Genomic DNA, 16,239 nt, shown 5'->3' on the forward strand with positions numbered 1-16,239 from the left:
TTTAAAGACAATACCGCAGCTTTAACACATGAATGACAGCACACGCTGAGAGACGGAATATTTAACAGTCATGGGACGCCCAAGTAAGAGTGAAGAACGACGCGAACAGATCTTAGATGCTTTCGAGCGCATCATTCTAAGAGAAGGCTTTGCCAAAGCATCGCAACGAAAAATAGCTGAAGAAGCAAACCTTAATCAGCCGATGATTCACCACTACTTTGCAGGCAGCAATGAGCTTCTGGATGCGTTTCTTAATCGCATCATTCAACGATACAACGATGCTTTGGAGCAATTTGTTAAAGCGTCAGATACTCCCAGCTTGGAAAATGTCATTCAATTCGTGTGTTCAGAAGAATTCCACAAAATCAGTCGTCAAAATGAAGTCTTCTTTTCAATGATTGGCCAAGGCGGTCATGACGACCAAACCTTCCAAAAGCTGTCATCCGTTTATAAACACTTCCACCAAGAAATTACTAACTACCTAGAGTGTGCTGGCATCACTCAACCCGATCATGTGGGTTACATGTTGATGTGTTTTATCATTGGGCATGACTGGTCGAAAAAGCTGGGATTTGGTGAGAAACGAAACGACAAAGTAGCCAAAGATATCCTAAATCTAGCCAAACTTTCCTGTACTGAATGTTAGATTTTTTTGGGAATTCGAAGCGTTAAATCAATTACTTAGAGTATCAAGTAAATCGAATTTTACCCTACGTTCCATGAGTTAACTGCTACACTTAGCCAAAACTAATAATAAATTTGGCTAAGACGTATTTATGCTCAAGATACTTTTCGGCCCAGCCTTAGCGCTGATGAACAATCTAAGTTACCCATCTAAACTCACTCTCGTTTCTGCCCTTTTTGCAGTGCCATTATCCCTGAACTTGTTTGATACAATGAGGTATCAACAACAAGAAATGAATGCCATTAAAGAGAAACATCTAGGCATTGAGCTTATCAATCAATTCATGTACGTCATCATCGAGTTAGAACAGCTGCGAGATATGACCGTACTCTCGCGCTCTGAACAAAGAAATAAAGGCATTACTAACTACACTCAACAAAGAGATAAAACACTAAAGCTCCTTGTAGAATTTAGCGAACATGCGGCAATTCAAAACGATCAACTACTTGTACTGACCGCTAAAAACCTTCATGACAAGCTTCTACAAACACGAGTCAGTACCGGCTCCGAAGGCGACATCGTTAATAACCTGTATGAAAACAGCAACCGTCTGGTAGACAGTGCCTATACCCTGCAATCCATCCTAATGAATGAATTTGGACTCTATTCCGACTCGAACCTTCTGAGTACACAATTAATCTCGTTATTAAATAAAGAAATACAGCCTATTTTCGATTCTGCGGGTCGTGCCCGTTCATTCGGAAGCTACTTCCTGACCTTATCAAACCTGACATCCATTGGGATTAACTTACTTGAAGACACGATCCATAAACTCTTCAGCCATCAAGAGCGATTACAGCAACGTCTCATCGTTCTGGTATCTACCTATCCTGAGTTAAAACAAGACTCCCTGATTCTGTCCGAGAACATTAACAGCTTAGGCAACTTAGCCTTTTTAGTAGAAGATAAAATCATGCTTGATCCAGACTTTCTTACCAATTGGAAAGACTTCTATCTGGAAACATCGACTGAAATACAACAACTTAATAACTTTCGTCTGAGCGTGGGGCAGTTTTTAGAGGGCTACTACCTTGTTAGGAAACAACAACTACAACAACAGAATTTTTCTTATACTGCCGGAATCGGATTTCTTGTTTTACTGTTTGGATACCTATTCTTCGCATTTGTTATGGCATTTCGCAGCTCCATACATAATCTATCCATTGCTGCCAAACACGTTGCTGACGGTCAATTAGATGAAACCATTGAGATCACATCGAACGATGAAATCGGTCGCTTAGCCATGCTTTTTGATTCAATGCGCAATCAATTAAAGGAGCGAGAGCAAGAACTGATTGAAATCACCATTACTGATGGCTTAACCAAAATCCGAAATCGAAAGTATTTCAACGAAACACTGACTAAAAACCTATCCCTTTCAGAAAGAATCGATCAACCGATTAGTCTGTTGCTCATAGACATCGACTTCTTTAAGAAAATAAATGACAACTATGGGCATCAGGCCGGAGATCAATGTTTGATTGAAGTCGCTCAAACGTTGAAAAACAGTTTATCTCGTCCCAATGACGAAGTTGCCCGTTATGGTGGCGAAGAGTTTGCTGTGCTGCTTCCAGCGACTGACCTTGATGGTGCCAAAAAACTAGCGCAAACCTTATGCTCCAAAATCCAAAACCTCTCTATTGTTTATGACCAGCAAACAATCCCAGTGACCATCAGTATAGGTATTGCCTCATCCAACTTAATACCAGACTGTACCGATGACCTGCTAGTCACCAAAGCAGACAATGCCTTGTACCTGGCTAAGGAAGCAGGGAGAAATCGTTGGGTCAGCAGTCATGATTAGAAAAATCACCGTCTTGTATAAAATGATTCCGAAAGCACACTCTAGCTGCCTTCTAGCTTTGTTACTTAGCGTTAGCTCTTATACTATTAGCAGCCCGTTAGGGACATCACTCACCCCCACCGGCGCCAATGCAAACGGTTCATCAGATGGTAAAATTCCCGCTTGGATTTCAAGCAAAGAAGAAGCAGACAAACGTCAGCAAACCCTTGAGCAAGACGTACCTCTTTTTACTATAAACGGAAGTAACTACAAAGAGCACCAGCAACATCTAACCCAAGGGCAAATAGCCCTATTTGAACAGTACCCAAGCACCTTTGAAATGCCCATTTACCAAAGTAAGCGTCTTCACCGCATTCCTGAATGGCTTAAAGAAGCAACAATTAAAAATGACACTGACGCAAAGTTAATTGACGATGGCAATGGCATCACCAACGTCTGGCCTGGCATTCCATTTCCGACTCCAGACACTGCCTTAGAAGTGCTTTGGAACCATTTGATTGCCTGGCGCAGCATCTCTGCAAAAGGCACCTTTGTTGAAGCCACTATTCATCCAGAACAACCGTTTTACGTAATTAAGACCAATGTCGAGATTGCAATGCCCTATTATCAACCTGACCGTGCAGCGGTTACCGACAATATTATTTTGACCTATTATCTGACACGCATTCTCTCACCGTCACGTATTGCAGGAGGAGCAACACTGGTTCATGACTCTATGAACCCTAAGATGGGCCAAAGACAATCTTGGATTTATAACGTCTCTCAGCGAAGAGTACGCCGCTTACCCTTCTTAGGTTACGACACGCCAAACATGAACTCAGATGACATTAGAGTTGTGGATGAAGTCAATCTATTTAACGGTTCACCAGACCGATATAACTGGGAGTTAAAAGGGAAAAAAAACGTCTATATTCCTTACAACTCCAAGGTCTTGGCTCAATCGACCAAAGACTTCGAATCTCTTCTTACGCCTCATCATCTCAAAACAGAGCCTACACGTTATGAGCTACACAGAGTCTGGGAGTTAGAAGCGACCATCAAACAAGATCAACATCATATCTATACTCAACGAAAGCTCTATTTGGATGAAGACAGTTGGATAGCGCTAATAGCTGAACAGTATGATCATACCGATTCACTCTGGCGAGTAAGCATCTCTCACTCTCAGTACATGCCGGAATTGCCTGGCGTTATGAAGGTTGCCGATGTCTTTCATGATCTTCACAGCAAGAGCTACTTTGTACAATCGCTGATTGAAGATAATGGTCGATGGATTGAATTTTCGAACACACTACCAGATAAGTCACACTTCAACCCTGTAGGGCTGAGACGACATACCACTCGATAATTCACCGGGTATTGAAAATGCTCGCGAATGTTCTTAACTAGCCTTGTGGCTTCTTAAACGGCACTGCATCACTTGTTTCATCAAAATACGCCTGAATATACGACCCTTCTTCCACCACGGCTTTTTCAATGGCGATTCGAAAGGCTTCGTCTCTGATCCAATGGCCTGAATAGGTGAACACAGGTTCAAAGCCTCGCTGGATTTTATGTTCGCCCTGAACACCCGGATCAAAACCTTCCAGCCCATGTTCTATGCAGTATTCAATGCCCTGGTAGTAACAAGTTTCGAAATGCAAAAACTCATGATGTTCTATCGCGCCCCAGTAACGGCCGTAGAGTTTCTCACCGTCTTTGAAATTTAGCGCCCCCGCAATGTACTTACCGTCTCGTTTCGCCATCACCAAAACAATTTGATTCGCCATGGTTTCGGAGAGTGATGTAAAGAATGCTTTATTGAGATAGCCACCATGACCACTGCGTTTGGCGTAGGTAATGACATAAAACTTATAGAACGCATCCCAATGTCCGGGCTGGACTTGATCCCCACTCAATAGCTCAAATTCAATCTGTTTATCTACTAGTGCCTTGCGCTCTTTCTTTACATTCTTGCGCTTACGAGAACTGAATTGAGCAAGAAAGTCATCAAAGCTTTGGTAATCCCGATTAAACCACTGAAAATGTACGGCACGCCGAGAAAAGTCGAACGTGGAGATGCTCTTCTCCATCTCACTCTGAGTTGGAAACAGCAAATGATAAGACGACGCTTCATTCTGAACGGCTAACGATTTAATCGCCTGAACGACCTCGTAATGCAAGGATTGCCACTGATCTTCAGGTAATGCGCAACAAAATCGAGGGCCAGTGATTGGTGTAAAAGGAACCGACGACACCAGTTTGGGATAATAATCAAAGCCATACCGATAGTAAGCTTCTGCCCACGTCTGATCGAACACGTATTCGCCATAACTGTGGTATTTGAAGAACAATGGCAGAAAAGCAATTAAACGATCGCCTTGAAAACATACACAATGGCTAACATGCCATCCGGTTCCCTTCCCAACTACGCCGGACGATTCCAGTAATGACAAAAATTCATAAGATAAAAACGGGTAATTTCCGACTAGGCAATTCAACTCGGCAGATGAAATGTCTGTGACGGAAGGGATGAATCGAATATCAATCATGGGTGGCAACCATATCCTCCAACTATGCTCGTCTTAAAAAAGGTTAGGCTAAGAGTAAACAAAACTCTGAACGCTTTGAACAATCTTAATGCTTCAATTAACTATTTTTCATAGTCTGGTAGCACACCCTTCTTTATAATCTCGCTTCAGTCTTTTGACTTAATCACTTTTACCTCACGGTTTTCTATTTGGAGTAACAAACATCTATGGAAACGGCCAGCTTACAACAGTCGTTCATGAAGCTAAGAAGCAACAAAGCCTTTGAGCTCTTTGTGATTGGCGTTATCGTCTTTTCCGCCATTGTTGTCGGTATTAAAACGTATGAACTTCCTACGGGCTTTCTGACGGTCGTAGGATGGTTAGATAATTTGATTACCGCCATCTTCCTGGCTGAAATTCTTATTCGATTTACAGGCGAAGAAAGGAAACGAGACTTCTTCAAGCAAGGCTGGAACATCTTTGACACCATCATTGTCATTGCCAGTTTGGTGCCAGTAGAAGAAAGCGATATGGCCTTTATTGGTCGTCTGTTGCGTATCTTCCGGGTACTACGGATGGTTTCTATTATTCCGGAACTGAGGTTGCTGCTGAACTCATTGCTAAAAGCGCTGCCTCAGTTGGGTTATGTGATGCTGTTGATGTTTATCATCTTCTACATATATGCGGCCATCGGCGCGACCCTGTTTGCTCACATCAACGAAGTGCTGTGGGGTGACATATCGATTGCATTATTAACGCTCTTCCGGGTCATGACCTTCGAAGACTGGACTGACGTAATGTACGAAACCATGACGGTGTATCCGTTAAGCTGGATTTACTATCTCACCTTTATTTTCTTAACCGCCTTCGCCTTCCTGAATATGGTGATTGGTATCGTGGTCAGTGTGATTGAGAAAGAGAACGCTGCGCAAGAACACGAGCAAGGCGAACCAAGTCGTGCAGAGCTCGGCAAAGACATTGCTGAATTAAAGCAAATGGTGCGAGAACTGAAGGATATGAAATCCTGATTAATTTACTTAGATAGTAAAGAGTCCGTCGACAACCATAGATAGTAAAAAGCCCATTCACAATTTCCTTGTCGATGGGCTTTTTCTTCTGATCAGGATGTTATGCAATTTCCTCAGTAATTCATCCCTTAAGCCTTTAAGCCGACTCACCATAACTTCAACTGAAGCCCGATCTTGCTCAGTTGGAAATACTACCGACCATCATGATGAGCCTCCAGAAACTGAGAAAACAAAATCGTAATCTGATCCAGAGAATCATTAAGACGATGATCTCCGGAAATTAGATGCAGCGTACAATCCGCTTGCCGCGCATATTTCACTGAATTCTCGAATGGAATAACCTCATCTGACCAACCATGTACAATGGTGACGTTCGTATTATTCTGATAGTTTTGTACCTGATACCCCTCTAAGTACAAAGCCGGTGCCAACAAAAACACACCCTCTGTTGACGCTTTCTCAGACGCCACTAAAGACACATAACCCCCCATACTGGAACCCACCAGCAAAACTTTCTCTGATTCAGTTTTCAGAGCATCCACCAACCGCTGCACTCGTTGCTCCGGGTTCATGAGATCCGAATAATCAATGCTCTCAACAGAATAGCCTTGCTCTTCAGCCCGGCTCGCCAGAAGCTTGATTTTCGCCCCCCAAGGGCCGCTTTCCTTACCGTGTGCGAAATAGACTTTCATGACATTCTCAATAAAGGAATCAATTAAGGAACTGACTGCAATATCTTAGCAGGCACACCACCGATCACCACATTGTCGCCAAAGCTCTTGGTCACTACCGCTCCGGAGGCAACCACCACATTATCACCCAAGGTCACCCCTGGATTGATCGTGGCATGACCACCAATCCAACAATTATTGCCAATAGTGATGGGCTTGGCGAACTCAATGCCTTTGGCCCGTTCAACCGGATCTATCGGATGTGTCGCGGTATAGATACCCACTTGAGGCGCAATAAAACAATTATCACCAATGCGAACGTCTGCAACGTCCAGAATCACGCAACCAAAATTCGCGTAGAAGTTCTCCCCTACATGAATATTCTCGCCATAATCACACTGAAAGCAGGACTCGATATAAATCGACTCACCCGTGGAGCCGAACAAAGACTTCAAGAGCGCCGTTCTTTTTTCTAAATCGACCATACTAGTTTGATTGAGCCGTTCAGTGGCCAACCGGGCTTTCAGCCTAAGCTCGACAAGTTCTGCATCGCTGGGGTCATAATATTGCCCTGCGAGCATTTTCTCTTTTTCCGTCTTTGCCATGATGTCTTTCGCTATTAGCATGAAGGTGGGTCATTTGACCCACAGAATGAAAGACAATTCGATGCTGAAACAGCAAAAGAGGTTCCTGAACCACAACATGAAATTTAGTTCATGTCATGGCCAGGATGACACAGGGCTAACCGATTGAGAAAAACTAACGACGGAACAAGCGCTTAAAGCGCGTTATAAGGCTAGGATGAGCGCCCTGTTGCAGCAAACATTCCAATCGCTTCATTTGCTCGTCACTCAGATATTCCATCAGCTTTTCAACGGAATAATTTTCACCACCCTCAGGCAAATAATTTAAAGGCATGAATGTAGCGTGCTCAAGAGCCGGCTTAATTTCAGCTTCTGTTTTTTCACCACGAAGAAAGGCTAAAACATCTGCGACCTGTTGTTTGAATACGCCGGTTTCGACCTCTTGCTGCATTTGTTGAATGGCTTGCGGATCAACCGTCTCATCAATGGCATAAAGGCCTGGATAAAAACCTTCATACGTGTTGATCAAAGGCGAGCTGGTTCTCATCGCTTCTACCAACCAGGGTTTCGTTAATACTTGATAGTCTTGCCCATCTGCAGCCAATCTCTGAACCATGAAGTAGTGATGAGTCAGAAACACACGCTCGTCCAAAAGGTGTTTATGCATGCCTTCGAGTGAAAAGTCCGCTAGCGACGAGTCAAACGTCAACGAATACAAGAAATTATGATACGCCTTGGCATTCTCGGTAATATCACTGGCCTGATGTTTAGTTTCAATCTGCTGTTCTTTCGTCAGACGCTGATACAAACGCTTCTCTGGTGTGGCCAAGCTGCGTTCCAACCAACGTTTCAGCGCCCAGAAACATTCTTCCTGCAAACGTTGACGTACGTTTTGAAGCTGCTGTTGGCCGGACGAAGCTTCCGTAGCCCCTTGCTCTTCTACACGCTCTTCAGCGTATGCTTCAGATTCTCGTAAGAATCGGACGCGATCGTACTGATCAAGAATGTGCATACTTTCGTCGATGCCGTTGGATAAGGCCTCATACCCTGGTAAACCATAGTGTCCAGCAAAGTAGGCCCAACAGTCTCTTCGCTTATCAAGCACCCAAGCGTAGTAGTTGGCGGAAGGAATATTCAGACGAGCCATGATTGCCAACAACTGCTTTTCATTGTCTTGATGAAGCGCGATATCGAAAGGCTCTTCGAGATCATCGTCGTCCTCTTCGTCTTCACTCTCAACAACGGGTTTGGCCAGATAAAAATCATTCAACGCTTCGACCAAATGAGGTGCTTCTGTCTCGATCAAACAATCAAGCACACGTCGCAAGGCAGGCGCGCATTTCAGAGGTAAGTCCAGAAGCTGCCAGAATGCAGTCAGCAAGTAATAATAGTCATCGAACTGGAACGCCCCTTCAAAACGCAGCTGAAGGTCCCAGATAAATTCGCGTTCAGGCGAATAGAAAGGTTTCATTTGTGCTTCTGTTTGCTGAGCGGTAAGTGCAGTATTTCTACCATACACAAAGGACTTCAGGTCTTCCCAACGCTGATAACACAAGGTCTCGTTCTCGCCTCTGAGGTAGTTGGTGGAAATTCTGCCTTTCATTTCCTCCAACAAAGCATCGACAACATCATTTTCAACAAAGTCCAAGCACTCTTCGTGAAGTACATCGGCATCCTCTGGGTCTACCCCTTCACGGCCAATCACCAGGCAGCTAAAGGCATAACGCACTCTGTCATCGTCCAGGTCTTCAAACCAATCCAGCGCCCCTCTTCGATGCTCACATATCAGCTCATAAGCCTTATCGAGTTTCAGTTGATTCGGTTCGTCAAACAGCTCCTGTAAATCGTGGAGTGAGGACATAGCTTCATTAACTTCAATTTCACAACGGAAACGTTCATCGAAGCCATCGGAATCAATCACGCCATAGTCATCAACCAATCGAGTCTTAATGTCATCGGATAATGGCTCACCACCACACAGACGGAAATACACATCAAAGAAGCGCAATACAGTGTCGGGTCTTCGTTCTTCCTGTATCTGGTAATCCATATAGTCGTCGATTAAGTCTTCGACTAACTCAAAGCGTTTGGCATCCATGTCTTCAGCAGACTCAATGCCAGCCAAGTCCGTCAACTCACCTAAGCCATAATTGTCTTCACTGAACTTATAGAGATTAACCGAGGGAATGGAATTAAGAAGTTCAGGGGTTTCACCATTGATCACATATTTCCAAACCGCGTCACCGTTACTGAGGCCTCGTTCCAGCAGTTCGCTCCAGCAGTAAGACCCGGTATAACTTGCAAGGTAAACAATCTTTTTGCGTTGTTCAGCCCAAGGGTCAATGCGAGACGACAAAGGCTCACCCAGATAATGTTCTAACTGCTGCTGATGCTGATCTGCAAACTCTGAAACGGATGTTTTGAGAAATGGAAAATCAAAAGAATAAGCCGAGCCATCAAATTCACGAATACCACGAGCAACCAGACTGTAGTAGAAGTAATGAAGTGGCTTGATCGCTTGTGTCTGAGGTTGAATGTCTTTACCCCAATTATCATACGGGTCAAGGTGCTCTTCAAAGGGCAAAAAGCCTTGATTGACAAAGCGTTCATTTAAGGCAGCTTTTAATTCATGGATCGCTGATTCATCTTTGGCAAGATAAGCATACAAACCGTTAATAGGCTCGTCGTGTAAGTCTTCATCATGAACATCAATGCCCGACGCAAAAATGAGGTTGCGAACCACCGGGTGATCGCAGTAACACCAGGCCTTAATGCTGTCTTCACAGATCCCCACTTGAGCCGCCCAAATATTTGCTAACATAGGGACACTCGGAGGGAAGTATTCATCGGCACTTGGCATAAACCCAGTAAATAAATAGCCCAACTTAGGATATTTCAAGGCAATAATAAACAAGCTGTATAGGCCAAAGAATTCACTTTCCGCAATGAACAAGTTGTACCAATTATTCATCAAACGACCGCGATCACGCATCGCTTCCGCCAACGCCACTAAAGTATCGAAGAGCTCTTCATGTCGGATCGCTTGTAGCACCAATAAGGTTTCAGAGGTAAATACATCCTCTATGTTGGCTAGGGTTTCCTCTTTGTATGGGTATTCGAGTATGCCCTCTTCCATCAAGACTTTAATCAAAGGTTGATTCGGGTATTTTGCCCAATCCACGGGTTGAGTAAATTTAAAATAGTATTTGCAGTAGGTATGACGAAACGCGTCGCCGCTGCGAATCAACGCTATATATTGCTCCAACGCGGCTTTGATGCTGGCCGAGTCATGAGGATTAACTGAAATAAAGTGGGTGCCAATCGTTTGATTCATAGATGAAAAGTCCTTTTTTAGAAACAACAAGAACTGCAAAAAACCACGTCAAGCCAACGTAAATTTTTAAAGGTCGAATATTAAATAAGGCCTGGGAACCTCTGAACAAGTACGCTCTAGCTCAGCGGGCGCTAGAAAAATGTTAGAACAAGGCGAGCTTCGTAGAGAATGTCTAGACCTTCAGTCCGAGACCTTTTCAAGAAGTTCAACGATGTTATAACATTTTTAAAGCCCCGCCCTGCGGGGCCTTAAGAGAAATGTCTCTTTTTTGTTGCGGCTTTTTGACGTAACCCGTTATGCCTTCAAAACCGCGCCTCAAATAGACATTTCTCTTAAAGGCCTGAGCAGAGAGGGACTTATTCAGAGGTTCCCAAATTTTTTGCATACATATCGGATCGCTATACTAACAAGTGCGGGAAATTCAAAAATCCCTTTAATTTATCAATTTAAGCAAAGTGAATAGTATATTCATATATACGCCCAACCGGTCAGCTTTTTACGTCTTTTAACAATATAAATAGTTCGGTCTACTGTTTTTGATTGGTGTCGCGCTATATACTCGCCGCCTTTGAAACTTGCAAATAGTTGACTAGGAGACAAGGAAAAGCATGTTCACATTGTTAAAGGAAATATTCTGGGAAGGTGCATTCAAGCGAGATGCCGTCTTACTGGATCGAGACAGATACCTACTGGGTCTAATGGCACTGATTTACTTTCAAACTTGTTTGCTATTGGATAACAGCTTACTGATGCCACCACCTGACTCCCTTTTCTTCGATGAAGGAGATGGTCCCATCATCAGTGTGTATTGGGCCTTGATTCGAATGGACATTTTTATAGATCCTATCTTTCTGGCTCTCCATGTTTTATTAGCTGCGCGGGCGTTTGGTCGTTGGTTGGGTGTTCCTCTGGGTCTAATTTCTTTCATCGCAACCATTGGCAGCTTACGAATACTCCTAATGAGCATCCAAGAGTTTTATGGATACAGTTTTCCTGATGAAATAGTACTTGCATTAGCGATCGTCAGTGGCATTTGGCTAATTCCAGTACTCTTTATGCTTTTCAGCCCGGGATTAAGAGAGAATCACCCCGAACACAACTTATTTACACAGAACCCGAATCTTGCCCCCGATATGCAACTTACCCCTGTAGCATTCCTACATAAAATGCTGATTCTTAATGTGGGCGTGATGGTAGTCATGTTGCTTATTAACATCCTTTTCGCAATCTTTGGAAGTCATGCGAGCCAAGAACCTATGATGATTCTTAACCTGATCATCAGTGTCGGCGCAATGATTCTAAGCCTTTGGTATGCAGTAAAACGATTAAGGAACCTAGGCTGGTCCCCCCTCCCTTGGATGCTGTTTTTAGTGATTGTACCCTCACTAATATCAGCTTTAATTAGCTGGCTTTATTTAGAAGTTTACTTCTATAACGTTTGGATATTCATTGTTGTGACGTTTCTTGCGCCTGTGATCAAATGGGCTTTTATGGTCATTGCCTTCAAGGTCATGCTGCAGCCATACAAAGCGCCAGAGAAGCAGTTAGCTCTGGAACTCTAGTGCCTTAGATTTACTGAACTACAAATACAGAAAAGCCCGATTCTTTCGGGCTTTCTAACTCTGTTATTTAGGCGTCAGTTAAGACTCTCAACTCATTGCCCTTTAGCGTTGCGAATCAACACAAGCAGTTGAGCAGTTACGTTCTCAAGAGGCTTAAGCGATTTTTCTGCACGACACATCGCCAGCGCGCCTTCTGAGGCAGCAACCACCATAGTCGCCAACTGTTCAGCTTGTGTAGCTTCAATGCCATCATCAACAAAGCCATCTCGAAGAATTGCCTGCCAACGATTAAATATGTTCGAGGCTTCTCTGTGCATGAGTTCTATATCTTCTGTCGTTGCCTCTTCCATCGCCACGGAAATAACTGGACACCCAGCACGAAACTCAGTCTCCTGAAGAATGCCACTCCACAAGCCTAAGAACGTCTGAACACCATCAACGGCATCTTTCTGAATTGCATCCTGAAGCATTGCAGAGACTTTCTGCCCGACAAACTCAAGTGCTTCAAGCACCACCTGTTTCTTCCCATCAGGAAAGTAATGGTACGTTGAACCAAGAGGTGCTTCCGCCGCCTTTGCTAATTCGCGGATACTGGTCGCATTCAAACCTCTTCGCCTCAGCATATCCGCTGCGGTGGATACCAATCGAATTCTGGTTTCTGGATTAGTTCGAGCCATGTTGCCCCTCTTTTGCTGTCGCCGAGCCAAGTGACGGAATAATACATCAAGCGCTATAACAAGTGTCTTAATCCTTTATTAATACGCGAATTTTTAACGGTTTAATCCTCAGAACTCGCGCATCAAAAACGTACTTAAAACGTATCTACAAGTTACTGCTGAACACAAACTTTGAAATTCTTGCGACGAAAAGCACTTTACTATAACACTCGTTATAGTTTAACCTATCTTCAAATTATAACACTCGTTATAGTTAGAAATTTTGGAGAAATGTGTATGAAAGAAGTAAATGCTGGTGCTGGACGAGTAACACGTGAAATCAAAGATCATGTTTTTCTAATTGGTTTGGATCGCGCAGGTAAGCGAAACGCCTTTGATAGCCACATGATGCTGGATCTGTCTCTTGCACTGGGCGAATACGAACGTAATGATGATCTGCGATGTGCGGTTATCTTTGCCGAAGGTGAACATTTCACTTCTGGTTTGGATCTTATGGAATTAACACCCAAGCTGATGAGTGGTAGTTTTCAATACCCGGAAGAAGGCATAGATCCTTGGGCTACCACCAGTCGAGTAACCAAGCCACTGATTGTGGCAGTGCAAGGTATGTGCTGGACAGCAGGCATCGAGCTTATGCTAACGGCGGATATTGCACTGGCTGCCAATGATACACGTTATGCTCATGTCGAAGTGTTACGAGGCATTCCGCCATCAGCAGGCTCTACGGTTCGATTCCCTAAAGCGGCGGGTTGGTCGGATGCTATGAAGTACATGCTGACAGGCGAAGAATTCAATGCAGAAGAAGCGTTGAACATGAAGCTCATCAGTGAAGTGGTAGCACCGGAAGCGCTTCGTGAGCGAGCGATCGAGCTTGCAGAAAAAATCGCAAAAGCTGCTCCGCTGGCAATTAAAGCTACTCTGGCTTCAGCAAGACAAGCAGCAAGTGACAACGAAGAAACCGCATTGGCGTCCCTAAATGACCATCTGTTTGGGCTATTAAAATCCAAAGATGTTCAAGAAGGCGTCATGGCTATGATGCAAAAACGTGAGCCGGTATTTAAAGGTTGCTAAGCACCATTCTACGTTTGGAGAGTTAAAGAATGCGTATTTCCCTCACCTCTCAACCCGTAAAGCAGGTAGCCACCCCCCAGGCAATCTCTTTAACAACGCTTGATGGCTATGCCTTAGGAGCAACACGCTACCCAGCCCAAGGAGAGGTCAAAGGTAATATTGTGGTTGCAGCAGCCACAGGGGTTCATCAAGGGTTTTATCGTCGGTTTGCCGTGTATGCATCCGATCAAGGGTTCAATGTTCTGACATTTGATTATCGCGGTATTGGACAATCAAAACATGGAAGCCTGAAAAGCCTAACAACCACCTTCCTTGATTGGGGGAAATACGATGTTGCCGCCGCCGTCGATGCAATGCATCAAGACGATGTCCCTCTGTTTCTGGTTGGGCATTCCTTTGGAGGACAAGCATTAGGCTTGATACCCAACCATCACCTGTTAACGGCTGCCTACAGCTTTGGTTCTGGTGCTGGTTGGGGCGGTTGGATGTCTAAGGTCGAAGCGCTGAAAGTAAAAGCACTTTGGAATTTGGTGCTTCCAGCCCTCGTTAAGTGGAAAGGCTATATGGCGTGGAGCAAACTGGGCATGGGCGAAGATCTGCCCATCGGTATCTACAAAGATTGGAAGCGTTGGTGCCAATATCCATACTATTTCTTTGATGACCCAGAACTGTCCTCCGATATTCGATCCGCATTTGCCCAGGTCACAGTCCCTTACATTGCGGCAACCTCAACGGATGACGCCTGGATTCCACCTAAATCGAGAGATGCCTTCTGCAAACACTACGTTAATTCTAATATCGGCTACCTCGATATTAGCCCTACTCGAAACCAGACCATAGGTCACATGGGGTACTTTAGAGAGGAGTGTCTTCCATATTGGGAAGGCATGTTGAACTGGTTTAGAGAAGTCAGCAGTCCAAAGATCTAACAACTTCTCTTATAAAGAGCCAAATAAAGAACCGAAAAAAGAAAAGCCCGAGTTTTCGGGCTTTTTCAGTCTCTCATTACTAAAAAGTTAATTAGGAGTACTTAGTTATACGCCGCACAGGACTCACACGCCGTACCACGTACATCCATTCTCAAATGCGCATCCCGTAAGCCTTGGAATGCCTGACTGTGCCAGCCTTCCATAAAACTTACCTCATTTAAGTTGGCCATATTGAAATCACGAGAGTGATCGAAACAACACGCACTCAAGAAACCATCGTGAGTAACACGTGCTTCCGTAAATACCGCCCAACATGGCAGTGGCGCACGCATGTTATCCGCACGGCCCGGGTTCCCTGCTTTCACATCCCAACCACGATCCTGATTTTCTTGACCAGTCAGATCCGCTTGAGAGTACAAAGGCAATGCGTAGACCTCATCCAAATACGGCTTAACGTCTTCCAACACATCCATCATACGCTCGCCTTGCTCACCGTCGTAACGGATATAAGATGCATACAGACCACAATCGTAACCACCCTCTTCACGAATTTCATACGCCGCTTTGATGTTATCCAGCATCTTCTGATACAAGCTGCCTTTCACGCGTGCCACTTCCATGAATTGAGTTTCGTCCGCGTAGTTCAAAGAGAACTTCAACGAATTTAAGCCAGCATCCATACACTCTTTCACTTTCTTCGGTGTGCTAAGCGAACCATTAGTAGTCAGAAAGATGTAAGGAAACTCTTTATCACGGGCGGCAGCAATAGCTTTAGGCAACCACGGCAACATAAAAGACTCGCCTAAATAAAACATGCCCACTTCTTCTACGCCTGCTTCTTTACACTGATCAAGCAGGTTCACGTAGAAATCCCAATCCATATCGCGTTTATCACGCAATTTGTAACCCGTCGCACAGAAGGCACAGTTAAAATTACAACGTGCTGTTAGCTCAATCTTTACCGACTTAGGACAAGGTGGCGCAATTTGCTTTTGCTCTTCACGAATGCCAGTAATGCTGTCGATTTTATTGGTGATCTTGCGGTCAATTTTGGAGTTAGGTTTCACTCGGCAGGTGGAGTCTTTTGCGATGATATTTGGCGAGTCATTTCCGTATAATATTTGTTCTGCTGTAACACTCATGATGATTACCTTCGGCGCTGAATTCTGTTTGACTTTATGTTTGTCTTGAAAGCTCTATCGGCAAGAGTTGCCGAAATTAATTGATCTATATCAAGAGCTTGCCAAGATTCCATTCAGCGATACTTATCAGCATAAAAAAGACCAGAAACGAAAAAACCGTTAACTTTCAGCCGATTAATCTTTAATCACCATTTGGGATTTAGGGGTATTAGTCAAAGCAACACCACGCCTTTAGAGCGGCA

13 protein-coding genes are annotated in these 16,239 nt (G+C 44.1%); 7 read left to right on the forward strand and 6 right to left on the reverse strand.

What is annotated here, in order from left to right:
- Positions 1–70 precede the first annotated feature (70 nt).
- The 3 genes from ACFOEK_RS20150 to ACFOEK_RS20160 all read left to right on the forward strand — a co-directional run bounded on the left by ACFOEK_RS20150 (position 71) and on the right by ACFOEK_RS20160 (position 3,837).
- Positions 71–646 carry a TetR/AcrR family transcriptional regulator gene (locus ACFOEK_RS20150; RefSeq protein ID WP_386723287.1) on the forward strand — a complete coding sequence of 192 codons (576 nt, stop codon included), beginning with the start codon at positions 71–73 and terminating at the stop codon, positions 644–646.
- 130 nt (positions 647–776) lie between these two features.
- The gene (locus tag ACFOEK_RS20155; RefSeq protein ID WP_386723288.1) at positions 777–2,489 is read left to right on the forward strand and encodes a diguanylate cyclase; all 1,713 of its coding nucleotides are present in this window, start codon (positions 777–779) and stop codon (positions 2,487–2,489) included.
- A complete protein-coding gene (locus tag ACFOEK_RS20160; protein ID WP_386723289.1) occupies positions 2,482–3,837 on the forward strand; it encodes a DUF1329 domain-containing protein in 1,356 nt (451 codons plus the stop codon). The genes ACFOEK_RS20155 and ACFOEK_RS20160 overlap by 8 nt, the downstream gene beginning before the upstream one ends.
- A gap of 37 nt (positions 3,838–3,874) precedes the next feature.
- Here the strand turns inward: ACFOEK_RS20160 and ACFOEK_RS20165 are convergent, their stop codons facing one another.
- A complete protein-coding gene (locus ACFOEK_RS20165) occupies positions 3,875–5,020 on the reverse strand; it encodes a GNAT family N-acetyltransferase (RefSeq protein WP_386723290.1) in 1,146 nt (381 codons plus the stop codon).
- A gap of 206 nt (positions 5,021–5,226) precedes the next feature.
- Between ACFOEK_RS20165 and ACFOEK_RS20170 the strand changes: the two genes are divergently transcribed.
- Complete coding sequence (locus ACFOEK_RS20170; RefSeq protein WP_386723291.1) at positions 5,227–6,027, forward strand: ion transporter; 801 nt, start codon at positions 5,227–5,229, stop codon at positions 6,025–6,027.
- Positions 6,028–6,218: 191 nt separating this feature from the next.
- On the opposite strand, the gene ACFOEK_RS20175 is transcribed toward ACFOEK_RS20170, so the two are convergent.
- From ACFOEK_RS20175 to ACFOEK_RS20185, 3 genes are all read right to left on the reverse strand, one after another.
- Positions 6,219–6,719, reverse strand: a complete 501-nt coding sequence (locus ACFOEK_RS20175; RefSeq protein WP_386723292.1) for a YqiA/YcfP family alpha/beta fold hydrolase — start codon at positions 6,717–6,719, stop codon at positions 6,219–6,221.
- Between the two features lie 23 nt (positions 6,720–6,742).
- Positions 6,743–7,303: a sugar O-acetyltransferase gene (locus ACFOEK_RS20180; protein ID WP_386723293.1), complete on the reverse strand. Its 561-nt coding sequence runs from the start codon at positions 7,301–7,303 to the stop codon at positions 6,743–6,745.
- Between the two features lie 154 nt (positions 7,304–7,457).
- On the reverse strand, positions 7,458–10,616 hold the full coding sequence (locus tag ACFOEK_RS20185; RefSeq protein WP_386723294.1) for a hypothetical protein: 3,159 nt from the start codon (positions 10,614–10,616) through the stop codon (positions 7,458–7,460).
- A gap of 608 nt (positions 10,617–11,224) precedes the next feature.
- Between ACFOEK_RS20185 and ACFOEK_RS20190 the strand changes: the two genes are divergently transcribed.
- Positions 11,225–12,178: a hypothetical protein gene (locus ACFOEK_RS20190; RefSeq protein WP_386723295.1), complete on the forward strand. Its 954-nt coding sequence runs from the start codon at positions 11,225–11,227 to the stop codon at positions 12,176–12,178.
- 92 nt (positions 12,179–12,270) lie between these two features.
- On the opposite strand, the gene ACFOEK_RS20195 is transcribed toward ACFOEK_RS20190, so the two are convergent.
- Complete coding sequence (locus tag ACFOEK_RS20195) at positions 12,271–12,855, reverse strand: TetR/AcrR family transcriptional regulator (protein WP_386723296.1); 585 nt, start codon at positions 12,853–12,855, stop codon at positions 12,271–12,273.
- A 276-nt stretch (positions 12,856–13,131) separates the two neighbouring features.
- Between ACFOEK_RS20195 and ACFOEK_RS20200 the strand changes: the two genes are divergently transcribed.
- Both ACFOEK_RS20200 and ACFOEK_RS20205 read left to right on the forward strand, forming a co-directional pair.
- Positions 13,132–13,926: a crotonase/enoyl-CoA hydratase family protein gene (locus ACFOEK_RS20200; RefSeq protein WP_386723297.1), complete on the forward strand. Its 795-nt coding sequence runs from the start codon at positions 13,132–13,134 to the stop codon at positions 13,924–13,926.
- 29 nt (positions 13,927–13,955) lie between these two features.
- Positions 13,956–14,855: an alpha/beta hydrolase family protein gene (locus ACFOEK_RS20205; RefSeq protein ID WP_386723298.1), complete on the forward strand. Its 900-nt coding sequence runs from the start codon at positions 13,956–13,958 to the stop codon at positions 14,853–14,855.
- A gap of 101 nt (positions 14,856–14,956) precedes the next feature.
- Here the strand turns inward: ACFOEK_RS20205 and ACFOEK_RS20210 are convergent, their stop codons facing one another.
- On the reverse strand, positions 14,957–15,997 hold the full coding sequence (locus tag ACFOEK_RS20210; RefSeq protein WP_386723299.1) for a radical SAM/SPASM domain-containing protein: 1,041 nt from the start codon (positions 15,995–15,997) through the stop codon (positions 14,957–14,959).
- Positions 15,998–16,239 lie beyond the last annotated feature (242 nt).

Source organism: Litoribrevibacter euphylliae (genome assembly GCF_042646085.1).
In the GTDB taxonomy this organism is placed as follows: Bacteria; Pseudomonadota; Gammaproteobacteria; order Pseudomonadales; family Litoribrevibacteraceae; genus Litoribrevibacter; species Litoribrevibacter euphylliae.